At 65.5% G+C, this 18923-nt stretch carries 17 protein-coding genes and 1 tRNA gene; 11 read left to right on the forward strand and 7 right to left on the reverse strand.

All coding sequences use genetic code 11. The features are described 5' to 3' along the window. Positions 1–13 precede the first annotated feature (13 nt). The 6 genes from trpB (at position 14) to pyk (ending at position 11372) form a co-directional block, all read left to right on the forward strand. Positions 14–1342, forward strand: a complete 1329-nt coding sequence (trpB, locus tag QK291_RS16175; protein WP_282383708.1) for a tryptophan synthase subunit beta — start codon at positions 14–16, stop codon at positions 1340–1342. After that, the gene (trpA, locus tag QK291_RS16180; protein ID WP_282383710.1) at positions 1339–2166 is read left to right on the forward strand and encodes a tryptophan synthase subunit alpha; all 828 of its coding nucleotides are present in this window, start codon (positions 1339–1341) and stop codon (positions 2164–2166) included. Before trpB ends, trpA begins: the two co-directional genes overlap by 4 nt. Before the next feature lie 3 nt (positions 2167–2169). Beyond that, the gene (gene lgt / locus QK291_RS16185; protein WP_282383711.1) at positions 2170–3468 is read left to right on the forward strand and encodes a prolipoprotein diacylglyceryl transferase; all 1299 of its coding nucleotides are present in this window, start codon (positions 2170–2172) and stop codon (positions 3466–3468) included. 263 nt (positions 3469–3731) lie between these two features. Further along, on the forward strand, positions 3732–8342 hold the full coding sequence (gene gltB, locus QK291_RS16190) for a glutamate synthase large subunit (protein ID WP_282383713.1): 4611 nt from the start codon (positions 3732–3734) through the stop codon (positions 8340–8342). After that, the gene (locus QK291_RS16195; protein ID WP_282383714.1) at positions 8335–9792 is read left to right on the forward strand and encodes a glutamate synthase subunit beta; all 1458 of its coding nucleotides are present in this window, start codon (positions 8335–8337) and stop codon (positions 9790–9792) included. Before gltB ends, QK291_RS16195 begins: the two co-directional genes overlap by 8 nt. Before the next feature lie 83 nt (positions 9793–9875). Next, a complete protein-coding gene (gene pyk / locus QK291_RS16200; protein ID WP_282383715.1) occupies positions 9876–11372 on the forward strand; it encodes a pyruvate kinase in 1497 nt (498 codons plus the stop codon). Positions 11373–11476: 104 nt separating this feature from the next. On the opposite strand, the gene QK291_RS16205 is transcribed toward pyk, so the two are convergent. Next, positions 11477–12082, reverse strand: a complete 606-nt coding sequence (locus QK291_RS16205; RefSeq protein WP_226758986.1) for a response regulator — start codon at positions 12080–12082, stop codon at positions 11477–11479. A 204-nt stretch (positions 12083–12286) separates the two neighbouring features. Between QK291_RS16205 and QK291_RS16210 the strand changes: the two genes are divergently transcribed. Beyond that, positions 12287–12367: transfer RNA gene (locus QK291_RS16210), tRNA-Leu, on the forward strand. 516 nt (positions 12368–12883) lie between these two features. Here QK291_RS16210 and QK291_RS16215 read toward each other — a convergent pair. Together QK291_RS16215 and QK291_RS16220 are read right to left on the reverse strand one after the other, a co-directional pair. Then, positions 12884–13033 carry a hypothetical protein gene (locus tag QK291_RS16215; protein WP_282383719.1) on the reverse strand — a complete coding sequence of 50 codons (150 nt, stop codon included), beginning with the start codon at positions 13031–13033 and terminating at the stop codon, positions 12884–12886. After that, positions 13030–13329 (reverse strand): hypothetical protein, encoded by a 300-nt coding sequence (locus tag QK291_RS16220; RefSeq protein ID WP_282383720.1) that lies wholly within the window; start codon positions 13327–13329, stop codon positions 13030–13032. Before QK291_RS16220 ends, QK291_RS16215 begins: the two co-directional genes overlap by 4 nt. Before the next feature lie 60 nt (positions 13330–13389). On the opposite strand from QK291_RS16220, the gene QK291_RS16225 reads away from it, so the two are divergent. Beyond that, positions 13390–13935: a hypothetical protein gene (locus QK291_RS16225; protein ID WP_282383721.1), complete on the forward strand. Its 546-nt coding sequence runs from the start codon at positions 13390–13392 to the stop codon at positions 13933–13935. Between the two features lie 304 nt (positions 13936–14239). On the opposite strand, the gene QK291_RS16230 is transcribed toward QK291_RS16225, so the two are convergent. Further along, positions 14240–14458 carry a hypothetical protein gene (locus tag QK291_RS16230; RefSeq protein ID WP_282383722.1) on the reverse strand — a complete coding sequence of 73 codons (219 nt, stop codon included), beginning with the start codon at positions 14456–14458 and terminating at the stop codon, positions 14240–14242. 321 nt (positions 14459–14779) lie between these two features. Continuing rightward, on the reverse strand, positions 14780–15163 hold the full coding sequence (locus QK291_RS16235; protein WP_282383723.1) for a hypothetical protein: 384 nt from the start codon (positions 15161–15163) through the stop codon (positions 14780–14782). A 219-nt stretch (positions 15164–15382) separates the two neighbouring features. Here QK291_RS16235 and QK291_RS16240 point away from each other — a divergent pair, with 219 nt between their 5' ends. The 3 genes from QK291_RS16240 (at position 15383) to QK291_RS16250 (ending at position 17193) form a co-directional block, all read left to right on the forward strand. After that, positions 15383–16633 (forward strand): IS256 family transposase, encoded by a 1251-nt coding sequence (locus QK291_RS16240; protein WP_282383724.1) that lies wholly within the window; start codon positions 15383–15385, stop codon positions 16631–16633. Beyond that, the gene (locus QK291_RS16245; RefSeq protein WP_282383725.1) at positions 16634–16897 is read left to right on the forward strand and encodes a hypothetical protein; all 264 of its coding nucleotides are present in this window, start codon (positions 16634–16636) and stop codon (positions 16895–16897) included. 92 nt (positions 16898–16989) lie between these two features. After that, positions 16990–17193, forward strand: a complete 204-nt coding sequence (locus tag QK291_RS16250) for a hypothetical protein (protein ID WP_282383727.1) — start codon at positions 16990–16992, stop codon at positions 17191–17193. A 95-nt stretch (positions 17194–17288) separates the two neighbouring features. Here QK291_RS16250 and QK291_RS16255 read toward each other — a convergent pair whose 3' ends face one another. Together QK291_RS16255 and QK291_RS16260 are read right to left on the reverse strand one after the other, a co-directional pair. Next, the gene (locus QK291_RS16255; RefSeq protein ID WP_282383729.1) at positions 17289–17747 is read right to left on the reverse strand and encodes a hypothetical protein; all 459 of its coding nucleotides are present in this window, start codon (positions 17745–17747) and stop codon (positions 17289–17291) included. Positions 17748–17907: 160 nt separating this feature from the next. After that, positions 17908–18090: a hypothetical protein gene (locus tag QK291_RS16260; protein WP_282383730.1), complete on the reverse strand. Its 183-nt coding sequence runs from the start codon at positions 18088–18090 to the stop codon at positions 17908–17910. Positions 18091–18923 lie beyond the last annotated feature (833 nt).

The following is an 18923-nucleotide window of genomic DNA, read 5'->3' on the forward strand; positions in this document are numbered from 1 at the left end:
GATGGTGAGACTGATGGTCGATGCGCCAGCAGCCGGCTCAGACGAAAGCGCCGTGGACGCGTTCCTGCAGGGTGGAGAATCCCTGCGGCACGCCCCCGGCCCCTACTTCGGCTCCTACGGCGGCCGATGGATGCCGGAGTCACTCATCGCGGCTCTGGATCAGCTTGAGGACACCTTCGAGAAAGCCAAGGCGGACCCCGAGTTCACCGCGCAGATCGCGGAGCTGAACAAGAACTACGCCGGCCGGCCCTCGCTGCTGACCGAGGCCAAGCGCTTCGCCGAGCACGCCGGGGGAGTCCGGGTCTTCCTCAAGCGCGAGGATCTCAACCACACGGGCTCGCACAAGATCAACAACGTGCTGGGCCAGGCACTGCTGGCCAAGCGGATGGGCAAGACCCGCGTCATCGCCGAAACCGGAGCCGGCCAGCACGGCGTCGCCAGCGCCACCGCCGCGGCCCTGATGGGCCTGGAATGTGTCGTCTACATGGGCGCCGAGGACTGCCGCCGGCAGGCCCTCAACGTGGCCCGGATGGAGCTCCTCGGAGCCACCGTCATCCCGGTGACCAACGGCTCCCAGACCCTGAAGGACGCCATCAACGAGGCCCTCCGCGACTGGGTCGCCAACGTGGACAACACCCACTACCTGCTGGGCACCGCCGCCGGCGCCCACCCGTTCCCGGCCATGGTCCGCTATTTCCACGAGGTTATCGGCGAGGAGGCCCGCGCCCAGATCCTGGAGCAGACCGGCCGGCTGCCCGACGCCGTGTGCGCCTGCATCGGCGGCGGCTCGAACGCGATCGGCATCTTCCACGGCTTCCTGGACGATCCCTCGGTCAAGATCTACGGCTTCGAGGCCGGCGGCGAGGGCGTCGAAACCGGCCGCCACGCCGCCACCATCTCCCTCGGCAAACCCGGCGTGCTGCACGGCGCCCGCTCGTACCTCATGCAGGACGACGACGGCCAGACCATCGAATCGCACTCCATCTCGGCGGGCCTGGACTACCCCGGTGTCGGCCCGGAGCACTCCTACCTCGCGGACATCGGACGCGTCAGCTACGAGCCCATCACCGACAGCGAGGCCATGGACGCGTTCCGGCTGCTCTGCCGCACCGAGGGCATCATCCCGGCCATCGAGTCCGCACACGCACTGGCCGGTGCCATGAAGGTCGGCCAGCGGATCGCTGCCGAAGCCGGAGAGTCAGGCGATGCGTCCGAGAAGATCGTGCTCGTGAACCTCTCCGGCCGCGGCGACAAGGACGTGGCCACCGCCGCGGAATGGTTCGACCTGCTGGACAAGGATTCACCCGAACACGAGATCGCCACGGAGGGGGAGCAGCTGTGAGCACCGTACAGGACCCGGGCGCCGCCCAAAACGCCAGCAAGTCGGCCGCGGCCATCGACCGCGCCAAGGCCCAGGGCCGTGCGGCCCTGATCGGCTACCTGCCCGCCGGCTACCCGAGCGTCGAGGAGACCATCGCGGCCGGCATCGCCCTCGCGGAAAACGGCGCGGACCTGATCGAAATCGGCATCCCGTACTCCGACCCGGTCATGGACGGCCTGGTCATCCAGGCCGCGACCACCCAAGCCCTGGCCAAGGGCTTCCACGTCAAGCAGGTCTTCGACGTCGTCCGCGGGATCACCAGCAAGACTGACGCCGCCGTGCTGGTCATGACCTACTGGAACCCCGTGGTCCGGATGGGCGTGGAGGAATTTTCCCGCCAGCTGGCCGACGCCGGCGGGGCCGGGCTCATCACCCCGGACCTGATCCCGGACGAGGCGTCGGAGTGGATGGCAGCCTCGGATAAGTACGGCCTGGACCGGGTGTTCCTGGTGGCGCCGTCGTCCTCGCCGGAGCGGATGAAGCGCACCGTGGAGGCAAGCCGCGGCTTCGTCTATGCAGTCTCGATCATGGGCGTCACCGGCGCCCGCACCTCGGTCAGCTCCGCGGCCAGGGACGTGGTGGCCGCCGCGCACGCCGCCGGCGCTGAACGCGTCTGCGTCGGGCTCGGAGTGTCCAACGCGGACCAGGTCCGGGAGATCGCCGGATACGCGGACGGCGTGATTGTGGGCACCGCGCTGGTCGTCGCCATCGGCGACGGCGGCGTGGACGCGGTAGCGTCCTTGACGAAAGACCTCAGCACCGGCCTTACCAGGGAAGAAGCCTAAGCAATGCAGTCAGTCCTCCACGCGGCGGCGATGATCCCCGCGAGTATTCCGAGCCCGGACTGGTCCGGTTTCGACATCCCGCTGCCGTGGGGGTCACTGCGCATCCACGCCTACGCCCTGTGCATCCTGCTCGGCATCATCGCCGGGCTCTGGCTCACCTCCGTGCGCTGGACCAAGCGCGGCGCCCCCGAGGGCAGCGTCTGGGACATCGCCATCTGGGCCATCCCGTTCGGCATCATCGGCGGCCGGCTCTACCACGTGGTGTCCTCCCCGGACGCGTACTTCGGCCCCGGCTTCGACGGGACAGGTGACCTGTCCCTGATCCCGCAGCTCCAGCGCGGCGGGCTGGGCATCTGGGGAGCCGTGCTGCTGGGCGCCGTGGGCGCGTGGATCGGCTGCCGCAAGGCCGGCGTCAAGCTGAGCGCTTTCATGGACGCCGCGGCTCCCGGGCTGCTGCTGGCCCAGGCGATCGGCCGCTGGGGCAACTACTTCAACCAGGAACTCTTCGGCGGGCCCACCACCCTGCCGTGGGGCCTGCAGATCGACGCCGAGAACCCGAACTTCCCTCCGGGCATGGCCGCGGACACGCTCTTCCACCCGACCTTCCTCTACGAATCCCTGTGGAACCTCGTCGGCGTCGGCATCCTGCTGCTGCTGGACCGCAAATTCCGGTTCCGCCGCGGCCGCCTGTTCTGCCTGTACGCGGTCTACTACACGCTGGGCCGGGTCTGGATCGAAGCGATGCGGATCGACGACGCCGAGCTGATCAGCCTCTTCGGCATCACCACCCGGCTGAACGTGTGGACCAGCATCTTCGTCCTGCTGGGCGCCCTGGCCGCGTTCATCATCCTGGGCCTGCGCAAGCCCACGGAACCCGACACGGTCTACCTGCCCGGACACGAGCCGTCGGAATCTGACACCCACATGGACACCGATGGCGGCACTGACACCGGCATGGCGCGCTCTGATGGCGGCACCGACGCTGGCGCTCACGGCGGCACTGAAACCGGCACGGCGCGCGCCGACGCCGGCGATGACACGGCGGACAGGGTGCCGGCCACCGTTCCGGCCGGCGCTGTTCCTGCCCGCAGTAATGTCCGCCATTCGGATTCTGCTGTCTCAGATAGTGAATCGCGTGATAATCTCCCTGATAACCAAAGCGGTCCAGGCCACGTTTCCGCCCCAGCTGAAGCGTCAAAGGAATCCTCCGGCGGCACCAAGCCCGCCAACGGAGCACCGGCGGCCGGAGCACCCGGCCACCAGGCCACCGGAACCGCGCCGGAAGCTGAGGGCACCAAGTAGCTCAGCGCCGGCAATCCGGGCCGCGGAGTCACCCCTCGCAGAGCCCGTTTCCACAGCGTCGTGGCAGCAGGGAAGGCAGCGGACTGCAGAGTCTTGCGGTTCGCGCAAACCCGGGCCGGCGGTCGCGTAACTGTTAGTGCAGGAAGCGGCCCTGACCTACAATTCGAATAAGATAATACTCTGTTGTGCCCATCACACCGGCGCACCGATGCGGGCCAATGTTGTCCCTCCCATACGCACGATCAGGAGGAAGGACGTCTTCCATGACCCAAACCCTGCCCAGCCCCGGTTGGTCCGAGCCCCCGCAGCCCGCCATGTCACCTTTTAAGCGCTTTGCGGCGCTTCCCGAGGCGGCGGGGCTCTACAATCCCGAGCAGGAGAAGGACGCCTGCGGCCTCGCCATCATTGCCACACTGCGGGGGGAGCCGGGTTACGACATCGTTGACGCCGCCCTGACTGCCCTGCGCAACCTTGAGCACCGCGGTGCTGTCGGCGCCGACGAGGGCACCGGCGACGGCGCCGGACTGCTGATGCAGATCCCGGACGAATTCTTCCGCGCCGTGACCGACTTCGAACTTCCCGCCCCCGGCCAGTTTGTCGCGGGCACCGCCTTCCTCCCCGCGGAGCAGCGCGAGTCCGACGCCGCCAAGGCCGGCATCGAGGGCCTCGCCGCCGACGAAGGGCTAAAAGTCCTCGGCTGGCGCGAAGTGCCGATCGTCGCCGACCTGGTCGGGTCGATGGCCCGGGCCTGCATGCCCTACTTCTCCCAGCCGTTCTTTGCCTCCAGCACCGGGGAAGTGCTGGAGCGCAACGAACTCGACTCGCGCGCCTGGCGCATCCGGAAGCGGGCGCAGAACAAGTTCGGCGTGTACTTCCCGTCGCTGTCCTCCCGGACCATCGTCTACAAGGGCATGCTGACCACGGCCCAGCTCGAGCCGTTCTACCCGGACCTCTCGGACAAGCGCTTCAAGACCAAGCTCGCGATCGTCCACTCCCGCTTCTCCACCAACACCTTCCCGTCCTGGCCCCTGGCCCAGCCGTTCCGGACCATCGCCCACAACGGCGAAATCAACACGGTCAAGGGAAACCGGAACTGGATGCGCGCCCGCCAGTCGCAGCTGGCCAACCCGCTGCTGGGGGACTCACCGGAAGAGCTGTACCCGATCTGCACCCCGGGGGCCTCCGACTCGGCGTCCTTCGACGAGGTCGCGGAACTGCTCTGGCTCTCCGGCCGGCCGATCACGCACTCGATCATGATGATGATCCCCGAGGCCTGGGAAAACCACGCCACGATGGATCCGGCCCGCCGGGCCTTCTACGAGTACCACTCGCTGCTGATGGAACCGTGGGACGGCCCCGCCGCCGTGTCCTTCACCGACGGCAACCTCGTCGGCGCCACCCTGGACCGCAACGGTCTGCGCCCGGGCCGGTTCTGGATCACCGAGGACGGCCTGATCATCTTCGCCTCCGAGGTCGGCGTGATCGACGTCGAACCCTCCAAGGTGGTCAAGAAGGGCCGCGTCTCACCCGGCAAGATGTTCCTCGTGGACACCGACGCCGGCCGGATCATCAGCGACGCCGAGGTCAAGGCCGAGGTCGCGGCAGCCAACCCCTGGGCCGACTGGGTCAAGGAAAACCTGATCGACCTCAAGGACCTGCCCGAGCGCGAGCATGTGGTGCACACCGCGGCGTCGGTCAACATCCGCCAGCGCACCTTCGGCTACACCACCGAGGAACTGAAGATCCTGCTCGGCCCGATGTCCCGCACCGGCGCCGAGCCGCTCGGCGCGATGGGTTCGGACACCCCCGTGGCCGTGCTCTCGAAGCGGCCCCGGCTGCTGTTCGACTACTTCGTGCAGTCCTTCGCGCAGGTCACGAACCCGCCACTGGACGCCATCCGCGAGGAACTCGTCACCTCGCTGACCTGCGCGATCGGGCCCAACGGCAACCTGCTGGACACCAAGCAGGTCCGCCAGCCGCAGGTTTCGCTGCCGTTCCCGGTGATCAACAACGACCAGCTCGCCAAGATCGCGAACATCGAAAACGCCGACGGCGACAAGGTTGCCATGAAGGTCCGCGGCCTCTACCGCCCCGAAGGCGGCGAGAACGCACTCCGCGCCCGGCTGACCGAAATCTGCGAACAGGTCTCCGGCGCCATTAACCGCGGTGTCCAGTACGTCGTGCTCTCGGACCGTGACTCGAACGCCCAGTGGGCGCCGATCCCGTCGCTGCTGCTGGTCAGCGCCGTGCACCACCACCTGCTGCGCAGCGCCAACCGCACCAAGACCGCCCTGGTGGTCGAGGCCGGCGACGTCCGCGAAACCCACCACGTGGCCGTGCTGATCGGCTACGGCGCGTCCGCCGTGAACCCGTACCTGGCCATGGAATCCGTGGAGCAGCTGATCTCCACCGGCGACGTCCTCGGGGTCACCGCGCAGGACGGCGTCTACAACCTGATCAAGGGCCTCGGCAAGGGCGTCCTGAAGATCATGTCCAAGATGGGCATCTCCACCGTGGCCTCCTACACCGGAGCCCAGACCTTCGAGGCCCTGGGCCTCGGCCAGGACCTGGTGGACGAGTACTTCTCCGGCACGCACTCCCAGCTCGGCGGCGTCGGCCTGGACGTCATCGCCGCGGAGGTCGCGGCACGCCACCGGATGGCGTACCCCGAAAACGGCATCGAGCAGCCCCACCAGGCCCTGATGGGCGGCGGCGAGTACCAGTGGCGCCGCGACGGCGAGCCGCACCTGTTCAACCCGGAGACCGTGTTCCGGCTGCAGCACGCCACCCGTGAGCGCCGGTACGACATCTTCAAGTCCTACACCCGCGGTGTGGACGACCAGTCCGAGAACCTGATGACCCTGCGCGGGCTGCTGAAGTTCAAGGCCGGGCTGCGGACCGCGGTGCCGCTCGGGGAAGTGGAGTCCGTCTCCAGCATCGTCAAGCGGTTCTCCACCGGCGCGATGAGCTACGGCTCGATCTCGCAGGAGGCCCACGAAACCCTCGCGATCGCCATGAACCGGCTGGGCGGCAAGTCCAACACCGGTGAGGGCGGCGAGGACGTGGACCGGCTGCTCGATCCGACCCGCCGCTCGGCGGTCAAGCAGATCGCCTCCGGCCGGTTCGGCGTGACGAGCCTGTACCTGACCAACGCCGATGACATCCAGATCAAGATGGCGCAGGGTGCCAAGCCCGGCGAGGGCGGCCAGCTGATGGCGCAGAAGGTCTACCCCTGGGTGGCCCGGACGCGGCACTCGACGCCCGGCGTCGGGCTCATCTCCCCGCCCCCGCACCACGACATCTACTCGATCGAGGACCTCGCCCAGCTGATCTACGACGCGAAGCGGGCCAACCCCTCGGCGCGCGTGCACGTCAAGCTGGTCTCCGAGGTCGGGATCGGCACGGTGGCCGCCGGCGTCACGAAGGCCAAAGCCGACGTCGTCCTGGTCTCCGGGCACGACGGCGGCACCGGCGCCTCGCCGCTGAACTCGCTCAAGCATGCCGGTGTCCCGTGGGAGCTGGGTCTCGCCGAGACGCAGCAGACCCTGATGCTCAACGGCCTGCGCGACCGCGTGGTGGTGCAGGTGGACGGCCAGCTCAAAACCGGCCGCGACGTGGTGATCGCGGCGCTGCTCGGCGGCGAGGAGTTCGGTTTCGCCACCGCCCCGCTGGTGGTCTCCGGCTGCATCATGATGCGCGTCTGCCACCTCGACACCTGCCCGGTGGGCGTCGCGACGCAGAACCCGGAGCTGCGCTCCCGCTTCAACGGCAAGCCGGAATTCGTGGTCAACTTCTTCGAGTTCCTCGCCGAGGAAGTCCGTGAGATCCTGGCCGAGCTGGGCTTCCGGAGCATCGAGGAAGCCATCGGCCACGCCGAAATGCTCGACACCCGGGAGGCGATCAACCACTGGAAGGCCGAGGGGCTGGACCTGGACCCGATCCTGCACGGTCTCGAGTTCGACGACGACGCCCCGCTGCGCAACCTCACCGGCCAGAACCACGAGCTGGACAAGCACTTTGACCAGCGCCTGTTGGTGATGGCCGCGGAAGCCCTGAGCGACCGCACCCCGGTTAAGATCGCCGTCAACGTCATCAACACGGACCGCTCCGTCGGCACGATGCTGGGCCATGTGGTCACCAAGACCTTCAGCACGGACGTACTGGCGACGGACACCATCGACATCACACTGACCGGTACCGCCGGCCAGTCGCTCGGCGCGTTCCTGCCGGCCGGCATCACGCTGCGGATGTTCGGTGACTCCAACGACTACGTCGGCAAGGGCCTGTCCGGCGGGCGCATCATCGTCCGCCCGGACCGCACCAACGTGTTCCCGGCCGAGCGCAATGTGATCGCGGGCAACGTGATCGGCTACGGCGCCACCAGCGGCGAGATGTTCCTGCGCGGCCAGGTCGGCGAACGCTTTATGGTCCGCAACTCCGGCGCCACCGCGGTGGTCGAGGGAATCGGCGACCATGGCTGCGAGTACATGACCGGAGGCCAGACGCTCATCATCGGGCGCACCGGCCGCAACTTCGGTGCCGGCATGTCCGGCGGCACGGCCTACGTGCTGGACCTGCGGACCGAACGGGTCAACAAGCAGGCCCTCGAAGCCGGCGAGCTGCAGCTGCGCGAACTGGACGCCGAGGACCGAGAAATTGTCCATGGGCTGCTCCTGAAGCACTCCGAGGAGACCGAATCGCTGCTCGCGGCCCGGCTGCTGGAGAACTTCGACGACACCGCAGCCCGTATCACCAAGGTGCTGCCGCGCGACTACGCGGCCGTCCTGCAAACCCGTCTCGACGCCATCGAAGAGGGCCTTGACCCCGACGGCGAAGAAGTTTGGTCTCGAATCCTGGAGGTGACCGGTGGCTGATCCACGCGGATTTCTGAAAGTACGTCAGCGCGAAACCCAGCCCCGCCGTCCCGTTCCGGTCCGCATCATGGACTGGAAGGAAGTCTATGAGGCCCAGGAAAAGGGTGTCCTGAAGGCGCAGGCCGGCCGCTGCATGGACTGCGGCGTGCCGTTCTGCCACCAGGGCTGCCCGCTGGGCAACCTCATTCCGGAGTGGAACGACCTCATCTGGCGGGGCAAGGGCGAGGAAGCGATGGAGCGGCTGCACGCCACCAACAACTTCCCCGAGTTCACCGGCCGGCTCTGCCCTGCGCCCTGCGAGGCGTCCTGCGTGCTGGGCATCAACCAGCCGGCCGTGACCATCAAGCAGGTCGAGGTCTCGATTGTGGACCAGGCCTTCGAGAACGGCTGGGTTAACCCGCTGCCGCCGGCCCGCCTCAGCGGAAAGACGGTCGCCGTCGTCGGCTCCGGCCCTGCCGGCCTCGCCGTCGCGCAGCAGCTGACCCGGGTGGGCCACACCGTCGCCGTCTACGAGCGCGACGACAAGATCGGCGGCCTCCTGCGGTACGGGATCCCTGATTTCAAGATGGAAAAAGAGCACGTGGACCGCCGCCTGGAGCAGATGAAGGCCGAGGGCACCCGCTTCCGGACCGGCGTCGCCGTCGGCACCGACGTGACCTGGGAGCAGCTGCGCCGCCGCTACGACGCGGTCGTGGTCGCCACCGGCGCCACCGTCCCGCGTGACCTGCCGATCCCGGGCCGCGAGCTCGAGGGCGTGCACTTCGCGATGGACTACCTCGTCCCGGCCAACCGTGTGGTGGCGGGGGAGACGGTCGAGAACCAGATCAACGCTGCCGGCAAGCACGTTGTCATCCTCGGCGGCGGCGACACCGGCGCGGACTGCCTCGGCACCGCGCACCGGCACCAGGCCGCGTCCGTCACCACCCTGGCGATCGGCAAGCAGCCGCCGGCAGAGCGCGCCGGCCACCAGCCGTGGCCGACGTTCCCCACCCTGTTCGAAGTTGCCAGCGCCCACGAGGAAGGCGGCGAACGCACCTACCTCGCCTCCACCGTGGAGTTCGTCGGCGAGAACGGCAAACTGACCGGCGTGAAGGTGGCCGAGACCGAATTCGTCGACGGCAGGCGGCTGCCCAAGGCCGGCACCGAGCGGATCATCCCGGCGGACCTGGTCCTCCTGTCCCTGGGCTTCACCGGTCCGGAGCCGGCGGGGATCACCGAGCAGGTCAGCGCCGAGTTCGACGGCCGCGGCAATGTGGCCCGCGACGGTTACTACATGACCAACACGGAAGGCATCTTCGCCGCCGGCGACGCCGGCCGCGGACAGTCGCTCATCGTCTGGGCCATCGCCGAGGGGCGCGCCTGCGCTGCCGCGGTGGACAAGTTCCTGATGGGCAGCACCATCCTTCCGGCTCCCGTGGCGCCGACCGACCGGGCCATGGCCGTCCTGTAGGCCGAAGCCGCCTTCCAGTGGCCGGCGACGGTCACATTCTGCCAACAACTTCATCCAGACAATCGACTACATAGGGTAGGTATATGAGACGCGCTAAAATAGTGGCCACCTTCGGACCGGCAATCGCGAGTTTTGAGAACACTCTCGCTGTGCTGGAAGCCGGCGTCGACGTGGCCCGTATGAACATGAGCCATGGCGACTACGCGGTGCACGACACCACGTACGAAAACGTCCGCAAGGCTGCCGGGCAGCTCGGCAAGCCGGTCGCCATCATGGCCGACCTGCAGGGGCCGAAGATCCGCCTGGGCCGGTTCGTGGACGGGCCGCACCTGCTGGCCGTCGGCGACACCTTCACCATCACCACCGCCGACGTCCCGGGCACCAAGGACATCTGCTCCACCACGCTCAAGAGCCTCACCGAGGACGTCAAGCCCGGCGACGCGCTCCTGATCGACGACGGCAAGGTGGCGCTCCGCGCGATCGACGTCGATGACGTCAAGGTCGTCGCCCAGGTGATCGTCGGCGGTTATGTGTCGAACAACAAGGGCATCAACCTGCCCGGTGTTGCCGTCAATGTGCCGGCGCTCAGCGTCAAGGACGAGGACGATCTCCGCTGGGCCATGCGCCGCGGCGTGGACATGGTGGCCCTCTCCTTCGTCCGGGATGCCTCGGACATCAAGCGGGTCCACGAGATTATGGACGAAGAAGGCCGCCGCGTGCCGGTGATCGCCAAGATCGAGAAGCCGCAGGCTGTGGAGCAGCTCCCCGAGATTATCGACGCCTTCGACGCCATCATGGTGGCCCGTGGCGACCTCGGCGTGGAACTTCCGCTTGAGGAAGTGCCGATCGTGCAGAAGCGCGCTGTTGAACTGGCCCGCCGCTGGGCCAAGCCGGTCATCGTGGCAACCCAGGTGCTGGAATCCATGATCGACAACCCGCGTCCGACCCGTGCCGAGGCCTCCGACTGCGCCAACGCCGTGCTCGACGGCGCCGATGCAGTCATGCTTTCGGGCGAGACCAGCGTGGGCAAGTTCCCGATCGAGACCGTCAAGACCATGGCCCGGATCATCGAATCCACTGAGGTCCACGGCCTGGAGCGTGTCCCCCCGCTGGGCACCAAGCCCAAGACCCGAGGCGGCGCCATCACCCGTGCCGCCGTCGAGATCGCCGACCAGCTGGATGCGAAGTACATCTGCGCGTTCACCCAGTCCGGTGATTCGGCCCGGCGTCTGTCGCGGTTGCGTCCGACTCGCCCGGTCTTCGCCTTCACCCCGGTGGAGCATGTTTGGAACCAGCTGGCGCTGACCTGGGGCATTCAGCCAGTGCTGGTCCCGATGGTGAACCACACCGATGCGATGACGGCCCAGGTTGACCGCAGCCTGCTGAACATGGACGTCGTCGAGGACGGCGACATGGTGGTTATCGCCGCCGGGTCGCCTCCCGGAAAGGCCGGATCCACGAACATGCTCAAGGTCCACAGGGTCGGCGACCTGGCCGACGCCGGTCTCGGCGAAGCCGAGGTAGCCAAGGACAAGCTCGGCCCCTGGCCGGAAAAGAAGAAGCGGAACTCCAAGATCTAGTTCCGCGCTTGAAACAAAAGGGAGGATCCCCGCCATTGGCGGGGACCCTCCCTTTTGGTTTATCGTTGCCGGTTTGTGTTGCCGGCTGTTGTGTTGTCTGGCGGCTAGTTGACCTGGTTGATGATGGTCTCGGCGACCTCGCGCATGCTCAGGCGGCGGTCCATGGACGTTTTCTGGATCCAGCGGAACGCCTCCGGCTCGGTGAGGCCCATCTTGGTGGTCAGGAGGCTCTTGGCGCGCTCCACGAGCTTGCGGGTGGCGAACTGCTCCTGCAGGTCGGTCACTTCACTTTCGAGGGCCTTGATTTCCTCGTGGCGGGAGAGCGCGATTTCCAGGGCGGGGATGAGGTCTGCGGGGGTGAAGGGCTTGACCACGTAGGCCATGGCGCCGGCGTCGCGGGCGCGCTCAACGAGTTCCTTCTGGCTGAACGCTGTCAGCAGGACCACGGGGGCGATCCGGGCCTTGACGATCTTCTCGGCGGCGGTGATGCCGTCCATGATGGGCATCTTGACGTCCATCAGGACCAGGTCCGGCTTCAGTTCTTCGGCGAGCTGGACAGCCTTCTCGCCGTTGTCCGCTTCGCCGACGACGTCGTAGCCCTCGCCCCGCAGGATCTCGATGATGTCGAGCCGGATGAGGGTCTCATCCTCGGCCACGACCACTCGGCGCGCCGGCTTGGACGTGGGGTTTGACTCCGTCTGTTCTGACACGGGAACTCCTTGGAAAGGTACGGCGGGAACTAGACCATCTTAGGTTGTCACCGCTGCTGTACTGGGACCGGGTTGGGTTCGATGCGGCGTCACTGGCGCGATTCTGGAATTCAGCCTATCTGCATGTAGAGTAAATTCGCGCACTGGAAGCGATCGCGTTGCTCACAGCACTGTGGTGGGGCGATTATGACACCGGTGTTCCGCGCCCGAGTGGCGGAATGGCAGACGCGCCGCACTCAAAATGCGGTATCGAAAGGTGTGTGGGTTCGAGTCCCACCTCGGGCACAGTGTTTTCCCTGTTCAGGGGCTTGTGAGCCTCTGAGTGTGCACAAATTGTGAACTTATGGGCCCCTCCGGGGGCCTTTTTTGTTGGCCGGTGCTGTGGCCGGGCGGCTTCTTCTGTGGCTGGGGCAGCGGTGTTGCTGCTCACTCATTCATGGCCAGGTACGCCTGGAACCGCATGACTTGTTGCTAATTGGGGATCAGATCCTCTTGGATATCGCTGTCGGCAGCCGGAACGGGACAATCCGTACGCGCTGGGTGCGCCGGACGATTGTGGGCATCCGGCCTGGCGGTCAGTAGCGTGCAGACTCGTTCAAGTGAGTTGCTGCTTTGCGGGCCCGCGGAACCTGTTTCCCATTTTTGAGCTCGATCCAAACGGAGCAGTCCGGGGACCGTTCGAACATCGTCCGGTGACAAGCTCGGGCTTTAGCCGAGCGTCATGTATTCGGAGTCAGGGGCGGCCATGGTGTTCTTCGGCGCCGGGGGCTGTTTCGTCACGCGCAGCCTATGCCCGGCTCGCTACAACGGCGCAGAACCCGAGCCGCCGTCGTTCTTACGCCGGGACCAGCGCAGCGCCCAGCGGACGATGAGCGTCACGACCACGACGACGATGGCGACCATCACGAGCATCGCCAGGAACACCATGACGTGCCAGCCCTCGAGCCTCACCGATTCCCCTGGATGGCCTGCAGGTCTGCGGCCAGGGCTACCATCGCGGAGGTGGGCGGCTCCGGCTCGCCCGCGGTATCCCCGAAGCTGTTACCGAACCATTTCTGCCAGACGGTAGCCACGACCTCGGGGGTGACGGTCTCGCGGGCGGCAAACAGCGCGGCGAAATCTTCCATCTCCGGGCCGTACTCGTCGGCCGGCGCTCCGAGGTCCAAGACGCCGAGCAGGTCGTGGGCGTTCAGGCGTTCGGTGATGGCGGCGCGCATGCGTGCGTATTCCGGGGTGCTGGTGTCCATGGCGCCATTCTAGGAGCAATCAGAACAGGGATGGTGAAAGACCCGTCTAGGATGACCGGCATGAGGAAGTGGATAGCCGCGCACCGCAAGATGGTTGCCCTGGTGGTTCTCGCAGTTGCGTATGCCGCAGGGGTAGTGCTCCTCGTGAGCCTGGGGCACGAGCTGGAAGAGACGCTCTTCAGCGCGGCGCTGTGGTTCGTCTTCACCGTGGTCGCCTGGTACCTCGATGCACGACGGCAACGCAAGACGGCGGCGAAGCTAGAGGACCAGGGAGGGCTTCTGGTTTACGTCCGCTACCCGGATTCACGTCCCGGATCCCTCAGCGGGATCTGGAACATGGGCGTCGCCACTTTTGACGAGGCCGCGGGAATGAAATTTCAGCCGGCAGTCTACGACAACCTTGAGCCTTCCGGGCGTCCCACTACTTTCAGCGCATTGGCGGCGGTGTCCAGCGAGCCCAGGAAGATTGACCGGAAGGAGCGCAATTACGTGCCCCAGCGAGGGTTCCAGGCCATCCGGCTCACCACCGACAAGGGCGACATTGAAGTGGCCGCCGGGCCGGAGTCACTTCGAAAGATTCTCGACACGTCTCCTGGGCCATCGTAGTGATCTCCTGCCTGTCCTTCAGGCCGCCAGAACATAGGGTGATGTCAGCGGTTCCGGGATCGGTTCGTGTATTTCATCCACATGGGCACAACAATGCTGGAGCCTATTGCCACACATAGGATCTGGGCCCACATGCCCAGTTGAGGAAACAGCCGTCCGAGGAAAATCGATGCAGCGACGGTGAGCACGAGTATGAGGCAGCTGCGGATGACAATCAGCCGAAGACGTGTCTACCTGCCACCTAACCCCTCCTCTAAACGACTCTGATGGTCATTGCTAACCCGACTCTTCCTCAGGGAACTGGTCAATGAGTTCCTGAATCCTCGGCCGGCGCCCGCCGCACAGAGATCGGAAACCAGACGGCCAGGACGAGGAATGTAACGGTGCAGAAAACACCAAACCAGGGGTGCTCCGGGCGATCGAAGATCAGGAAGATTCCTATTGCGGTGAAGAAACCGAACATCAGTGGACCGATCCATCCCATGTGCCGCTCCTGGCGGATGATCTTGCTGAGCTCCGGCACCCACTCTTCTGCGGACGCCCCCCGGAAGCTGCCCGGTCGACATGGCCCTCGTGATGTTCGCTCCGGTGGGTGACCCGGGAGGCAGCTTCCGTTCCTTCGCCTGGATGCGGCCGCTGAACCACAGGGCGAAGGCTGCGACGGCCAACCCGAGGACTCCGGTGACCGCTACTTCCGCGGCTTCGATGTCCTCGCCCTGAAGAAACTCCAGACCCAGAATCATGACAGACCAGGCTACCGCTATCACTAGTCCGACCACCCACCGAGGGGCCCGCCGCAGCATGCCCTGCCAGCCACCCGTCGAGTTCTCAGCCATCGGGTCAGTCACGACATCTGTGATGCGAATATCGTGGATCCCACGATGAACCACATCCCCACAAACGCGAACATCCCGCCAAAGAATCTGACAAACAACGGTTTCGAGAAGATCGACTGGGAGTAGTCGACACCCATCGGTTTGAAGTCCTTCATCATCGCGGCATACGCGCGTGCGGACCCCCGGACGTCGAAGGCCAGCACCAGCCCAAGCACCACAACAGATGCGCCCAGGGCACCCATCGTCCAGGGCGTCACGCGGACGGCTTGTTCCCGTCCGATAAGCGCCGAGAGTGGCACGGACACGAAGACCGCGGCGAACACGATCAGGTAGGCGACGAGACAGCCTTTGACCGGCTGCGGCAAGTTCATCATCGAACGCCAAAACTTCATTGGGCCCCAAATCCAAGAGTTGACTATTGCCGTCACACTAACCGGTCCAGACGCCAGCGCCAAGCAAGGAATAGGCTCATGCCATGCGACGACGCAACCGGAAGCCCCTCAGCAGAGCGGATCTCCGCTATGCGCGCACCTGGGCGGGGAGTGTCTGAATAACGGTGGATCCGTGGTTGGCCTGACACGCCGGGCCGTGCCTGGCGGGGAGGACCGATCATGAGCGAAACACTGGATCCCATGGCGACTGATGTGGATCAGCAAGAGTTGGCGCAGCAGCTCCTGGCGCAGGCCAGAGAACAGGGTATCGACCTTGTGGGCCCGGGCGGGCTGTTGAAACGACTCACGAAGAACGTTTTGGAGACCGCTCTGGAAGCCGAGATGGACGAGCACCTCGGTTACGGAAAACACGAGGTGTCCGGGCGCGGAAGCGGGAACTCCCGTAACGGCATCCGCACGAAGACCGTGCTGACGGAGATCGGGCCGGTGGAGATCGATGTGCCGCGGGACACCGGCTCCACGTTCGACCCGCAGACGGTCAAGAAACGTCAGCGGCGCCTGACGGGCGTGGATGAGATTGTGCTGTCGCTGAGCGCGAAGGGCCTTACGACCGGCGAGATCGCGGCCCATTTCGGGGAGGTGTACGGTGCCAAGGTATCGAAAGACACGATCTCCCGGATCACTGAAAAGGTGATCGGTGAAATGACTGAGTGGCAGAACCGGCCCCTTGACAGGGTGTTCCCGGTGGTGTTTATCGATGCAATCCACGTCAAGGTCCGCGACGGTCAGGTCACGAACCGGCCGGTCTACGTTGCGATCGGCGTCAGCGTCAACGGCGAACGGGACATCCTCGGGCTGTGGGCCGGGGATGGCGGGGAAGGCGCGAAGTTCTGGCTCTCCGTCATGACGGAAATCAAGAACCGCGGCGTGGAGGACGTGTGCATCACCGTCTGCGACGGGCTCAAAGGCCTGCCGGAGGCCATCAACACGGTCTGGGACCGCGCCGTGGTCCTGACCTGCATCGTCCACCTGATCCGGAACACCTTCCGGTTCGCGGCCCGGCAATACTGGGACGAAATGTCCCGTGACCTGCGCCCGGTCTACACCGCTCCGTCCGAGGCTGCGGCGAAGGAATGCTTCGTCGGTTTCTCGGGCAAATGGGGCCAGCGGTATCCGGCCATCACGCGGCTATGGGAGAACGCGTGGAGCGAGTTCGTGCCGTTCCTGGACTACGACGTGGAAATCCGGCGGGTCATCTGCAGTACGAACGCTATTGAATCCGTCAATGCCCGCTACCGGCGCGCGATCTGGGCCCGGGGACATTTCCCCACCGACCAAGCCGCACTGAAATGCCTCTACCTCGCCACTCGGGCACTGGACCCGACCGGCAAAGGCAGGGCACGATGGGCGACGAGGTGGAAGCCGGCCCTGAACGCGTTCGCCATCACCTTCGAAGAAAGAATCAAATAAATGCCAGCCACGGTTCCACCGTTAAACGGACACTCCCCCTGGGCGATCGTCATGGCCATCCTTTGGCTGGCCTCCGCGGCGCTGAGTATCGACGAAGCTGGAAACCGGTCCGGCAAAGCTGCATGGGTTGCGATGGCGACACCGCTTCTCTTCATCGGTGCAGCGGTTTACTACCAGAACCGGCTCGAACGCCTCGGGGAAGACGCCCCGCCGGTCCCAGACGGCGATACCGGGCAGGATTACACGGGCGGCGGTAGGGTCTGATCATGCCGGGCACCGAGGGACGCAAACGACTAGAGCCGCGGATGACTCGCGGCTCCTGGAAATTTACGGCCTGGGCCGCAGGCGCCCAGGTTGTGTCCAGCGCACTGCTCACGCTGAACAACCTCCGGCCGGACGACGGATGGGATGCGGCATCCTTCTGGGTCTTCTTGACATGGTTCGCCATCAGTGCGATCTACTTCCTGTACCTCCTCCGCGTCCGGCAGAACGACGCGCCCTTCTGGGACGAGGAAGAGGCCCGCAGGGCCGACTGGGATCACCGCGGCCGGCAGCTTTAGAGCCGGGTGGACATTCGGCAGCTAACCGAGCAGTGGCCCAGAGAACCGCGACCTTGTAGGACACCCGGACCGTGACGGTAGCCGGGGCGAAGTCGTCAGCGGGGCAACGATTTGAACTGCCGGGCCTGAAACGCCAGCAGCACGGTCCAGGCGATCGGCACCAGCGGGAAGACGAGCTCGCCCAGGAATGCAAGGATGGCAAAAACTACCCAGAGCACACCGGTGATGATGGAGAGTACGGTGAGTGCTTTGCGGGTCATCACGAAGGCGGGCATGTCGACGCCCTCGGCTCGAAGGGCGCGGGTTTCCGTGATTGCTCCCCGGACCAGGGGAACGAAGACTGCCGCCAGGACGGCCGCGAAGATCAAGGACAACCATGGTTCGGGTATGCCCACAGCGTCCAGGGCAAGCCGCAGGACGAAGTTCAGGACCATGAGCCACAGCAGCCCCCAAACGACCAGCCGGCGCCGCTTCAGCGGCATACCCTCCAGGGAGTCAGGTGGCCACGATTGCCACTCGTACTTTTGACCGCCCCCGCCGTTGTCTGAGGTCATGCCCACAGATTACGCGGACTAAACGAAATGAAAGGTGTCCTCGATTTTAGGAGCATCATTGATCGGCTCCCAAACCGGCGTCGCTGCGCGCAGGGAGGAAGCCTCAGAGTCACGCCGCGCCACACATGACTCGGTGGGCACCGCAGAGAAATCATCCGATTCAGTCCCAGCTTTTGCGTTTTCCGATGAAGTATCCGCAGAGCATGAGGCCAACGCCGCCGCAGGCCATAGCCCAAAAGACCCAGACGCTGCTGGTCGAGGAATTCTGAAGGCCGATAACGCCAACGAGGAAGTTCAGAGCCCCCATACAAAGAAGTGCCGTTCCGAGCAATTTAGGGGTCATGGGGCCACCCTAGACCTGCACCACAGACGTACGCCATGACGGGGGACTGCCCCGGGGTGTTGTTGACTCCTGGACCTAGCGAACGGGTGCTCGTTGAAGGATGCTGACCATGCCGACGGCCTATCGGGCGAAGACCCGCAATGTGAGTAGTCGTCGCTGGGCGCGGCGGACTCGACTGCGCCGTTAGTGGTGCGTACTGACTTCCTGGAGGGCCGGCCTGTCGGCAGGTCATGCAGGTTGCTGTCCGCTTCTCCATGAAATGTTCGGAAAGGAGCAACCCGCCGCCATGTTGGTCATCGTTTTCCAGCATGAGGGCAGCCCCGTCGTGCGGTACTTGGTCGGGGCCGGTCCGGTTCCGGAAGCTTTCCCTTCAGATCGGTGCGAAATCGCGAGCAAGACACAACTGCGCCGCCCGGAAGGCCGTCCAAGCAGCCCGGTTTGGGGCCGAACCGGGCAAGAAGGAAAGTGTGCACAATGTGCACACCTTGGGCTTCGGATCGGGTCGTACTGGTGCCGAACCGGGCCGGATTGCAGAGATTCTCGGGGGAGTGGCGGAGATTCAACTGTTGGAACCCGGTTCGAGTCCCACCTCGGGCACAGTGTTTCCGCAGGTCAGGGGCTTTTCTGCTGCTTTTTCGTGTGCACATTGTGCACACTCTTGCCTCTGATCTGATGTTCCGGGTGTGTGGGGTCCCGGATAGACCTATTTGGTTGTTTGGGGGAGCGGTTGACTACGGCGGACCGGGTACCGCCCTGCGGGGCCTCTTCTGGGTGTTCATCCTTCTTATTCCTTCCGTTGGGTTTTCGCGTTCACCTCTTCATGGTGGCTAGCC

Source organism: Arthrobacter sp. AL12 (genome assembly GCF_029960645.1).
Lineage (GTDB): Bacteria > Actinomycetota > Actinomycetes > Actinomycetales > Micrococcaceae > Arthrobacter.

Excerpts from the sequence above, each read along its gene's own strand:
- QK291_RS16235 (WP_282383723.1), bottom strand. The coding sequence starts at position 15,163 with ATGAAGTTTTGGCGTTCGATGATGAACTTGCCGCAGCCGGTCAAAGGC.
- QK291_RS16220 (WP_282383720.1), bottom strand. The coding sequence starts at position 13,329 with ATGGACACCAGCACCCCGGAATACGCACGCATGCGCGCCGCCATCACC.
- gltB (WP_282383713.1), top strand. The coding sequence starts at position 3,732 with ATGACCCAAACCCTGCCCAGCCCCGGTTGGTCCGAGCCCCCGCAGCCC.
- pyk (WP_282383715.1), top strand. The coding sequence starts at position 9,876 with ATGAGACGCGCTAAAATAGTGGCCACCTTCGGACCGGCAATCGCGAGT.
- QK291_RS16260 (WP_282383730.1), bottom strand. The coding sequence starts at position 18,090 with ATGACCCCTAAATTGCTCGGAACGGCACTTCTTTGTATGGGGGCTCTG.
- lgt (WP_282383711.1), top strand. The coding sequence starts at position 2,170 with ATGCAGTCAGTCCTCCACGCGGCGGCGATGATCCCCGCGAGTATTCCG.
- QK291_RS16225 (WP_282383721.1), top strand. The coding sequence starts at position 13,390 with ATGAGGAAGTGGATAGCCGCGCACCGCAAGATGGTTGCCCTGGTGGTT.
- QK291_RS16255 (WP_282383729.1), bottom strand. The coding sequence starts at position 17,747 with ATGACCTCAGACAACGGCGGGGGCGGTCAAAAGTACGAGTGGCAATCG.
- QK291_RS16245 (WP_282383725.1), top strand. The coding sequence starts at position 16,634 with ATGCCAGCCACGGTTCCACCGTTAAACGGACACTCCCCCTGGGCGATC.
- trpB (WP_282383708.1), top strand. The coding sequence starts at position 14 with ATGGTCGATGCGCCAGCAGCCGGCTCAGACGAAAGCGCCGTGGACGCG.
- QK291_RS16240 (WP_282383724.1), top strand. The coding sequence starts at position 15,383 with ATGAGCGAAACACTGGATCCCATGGCGACTGATGTGGATCAGCAAGAG.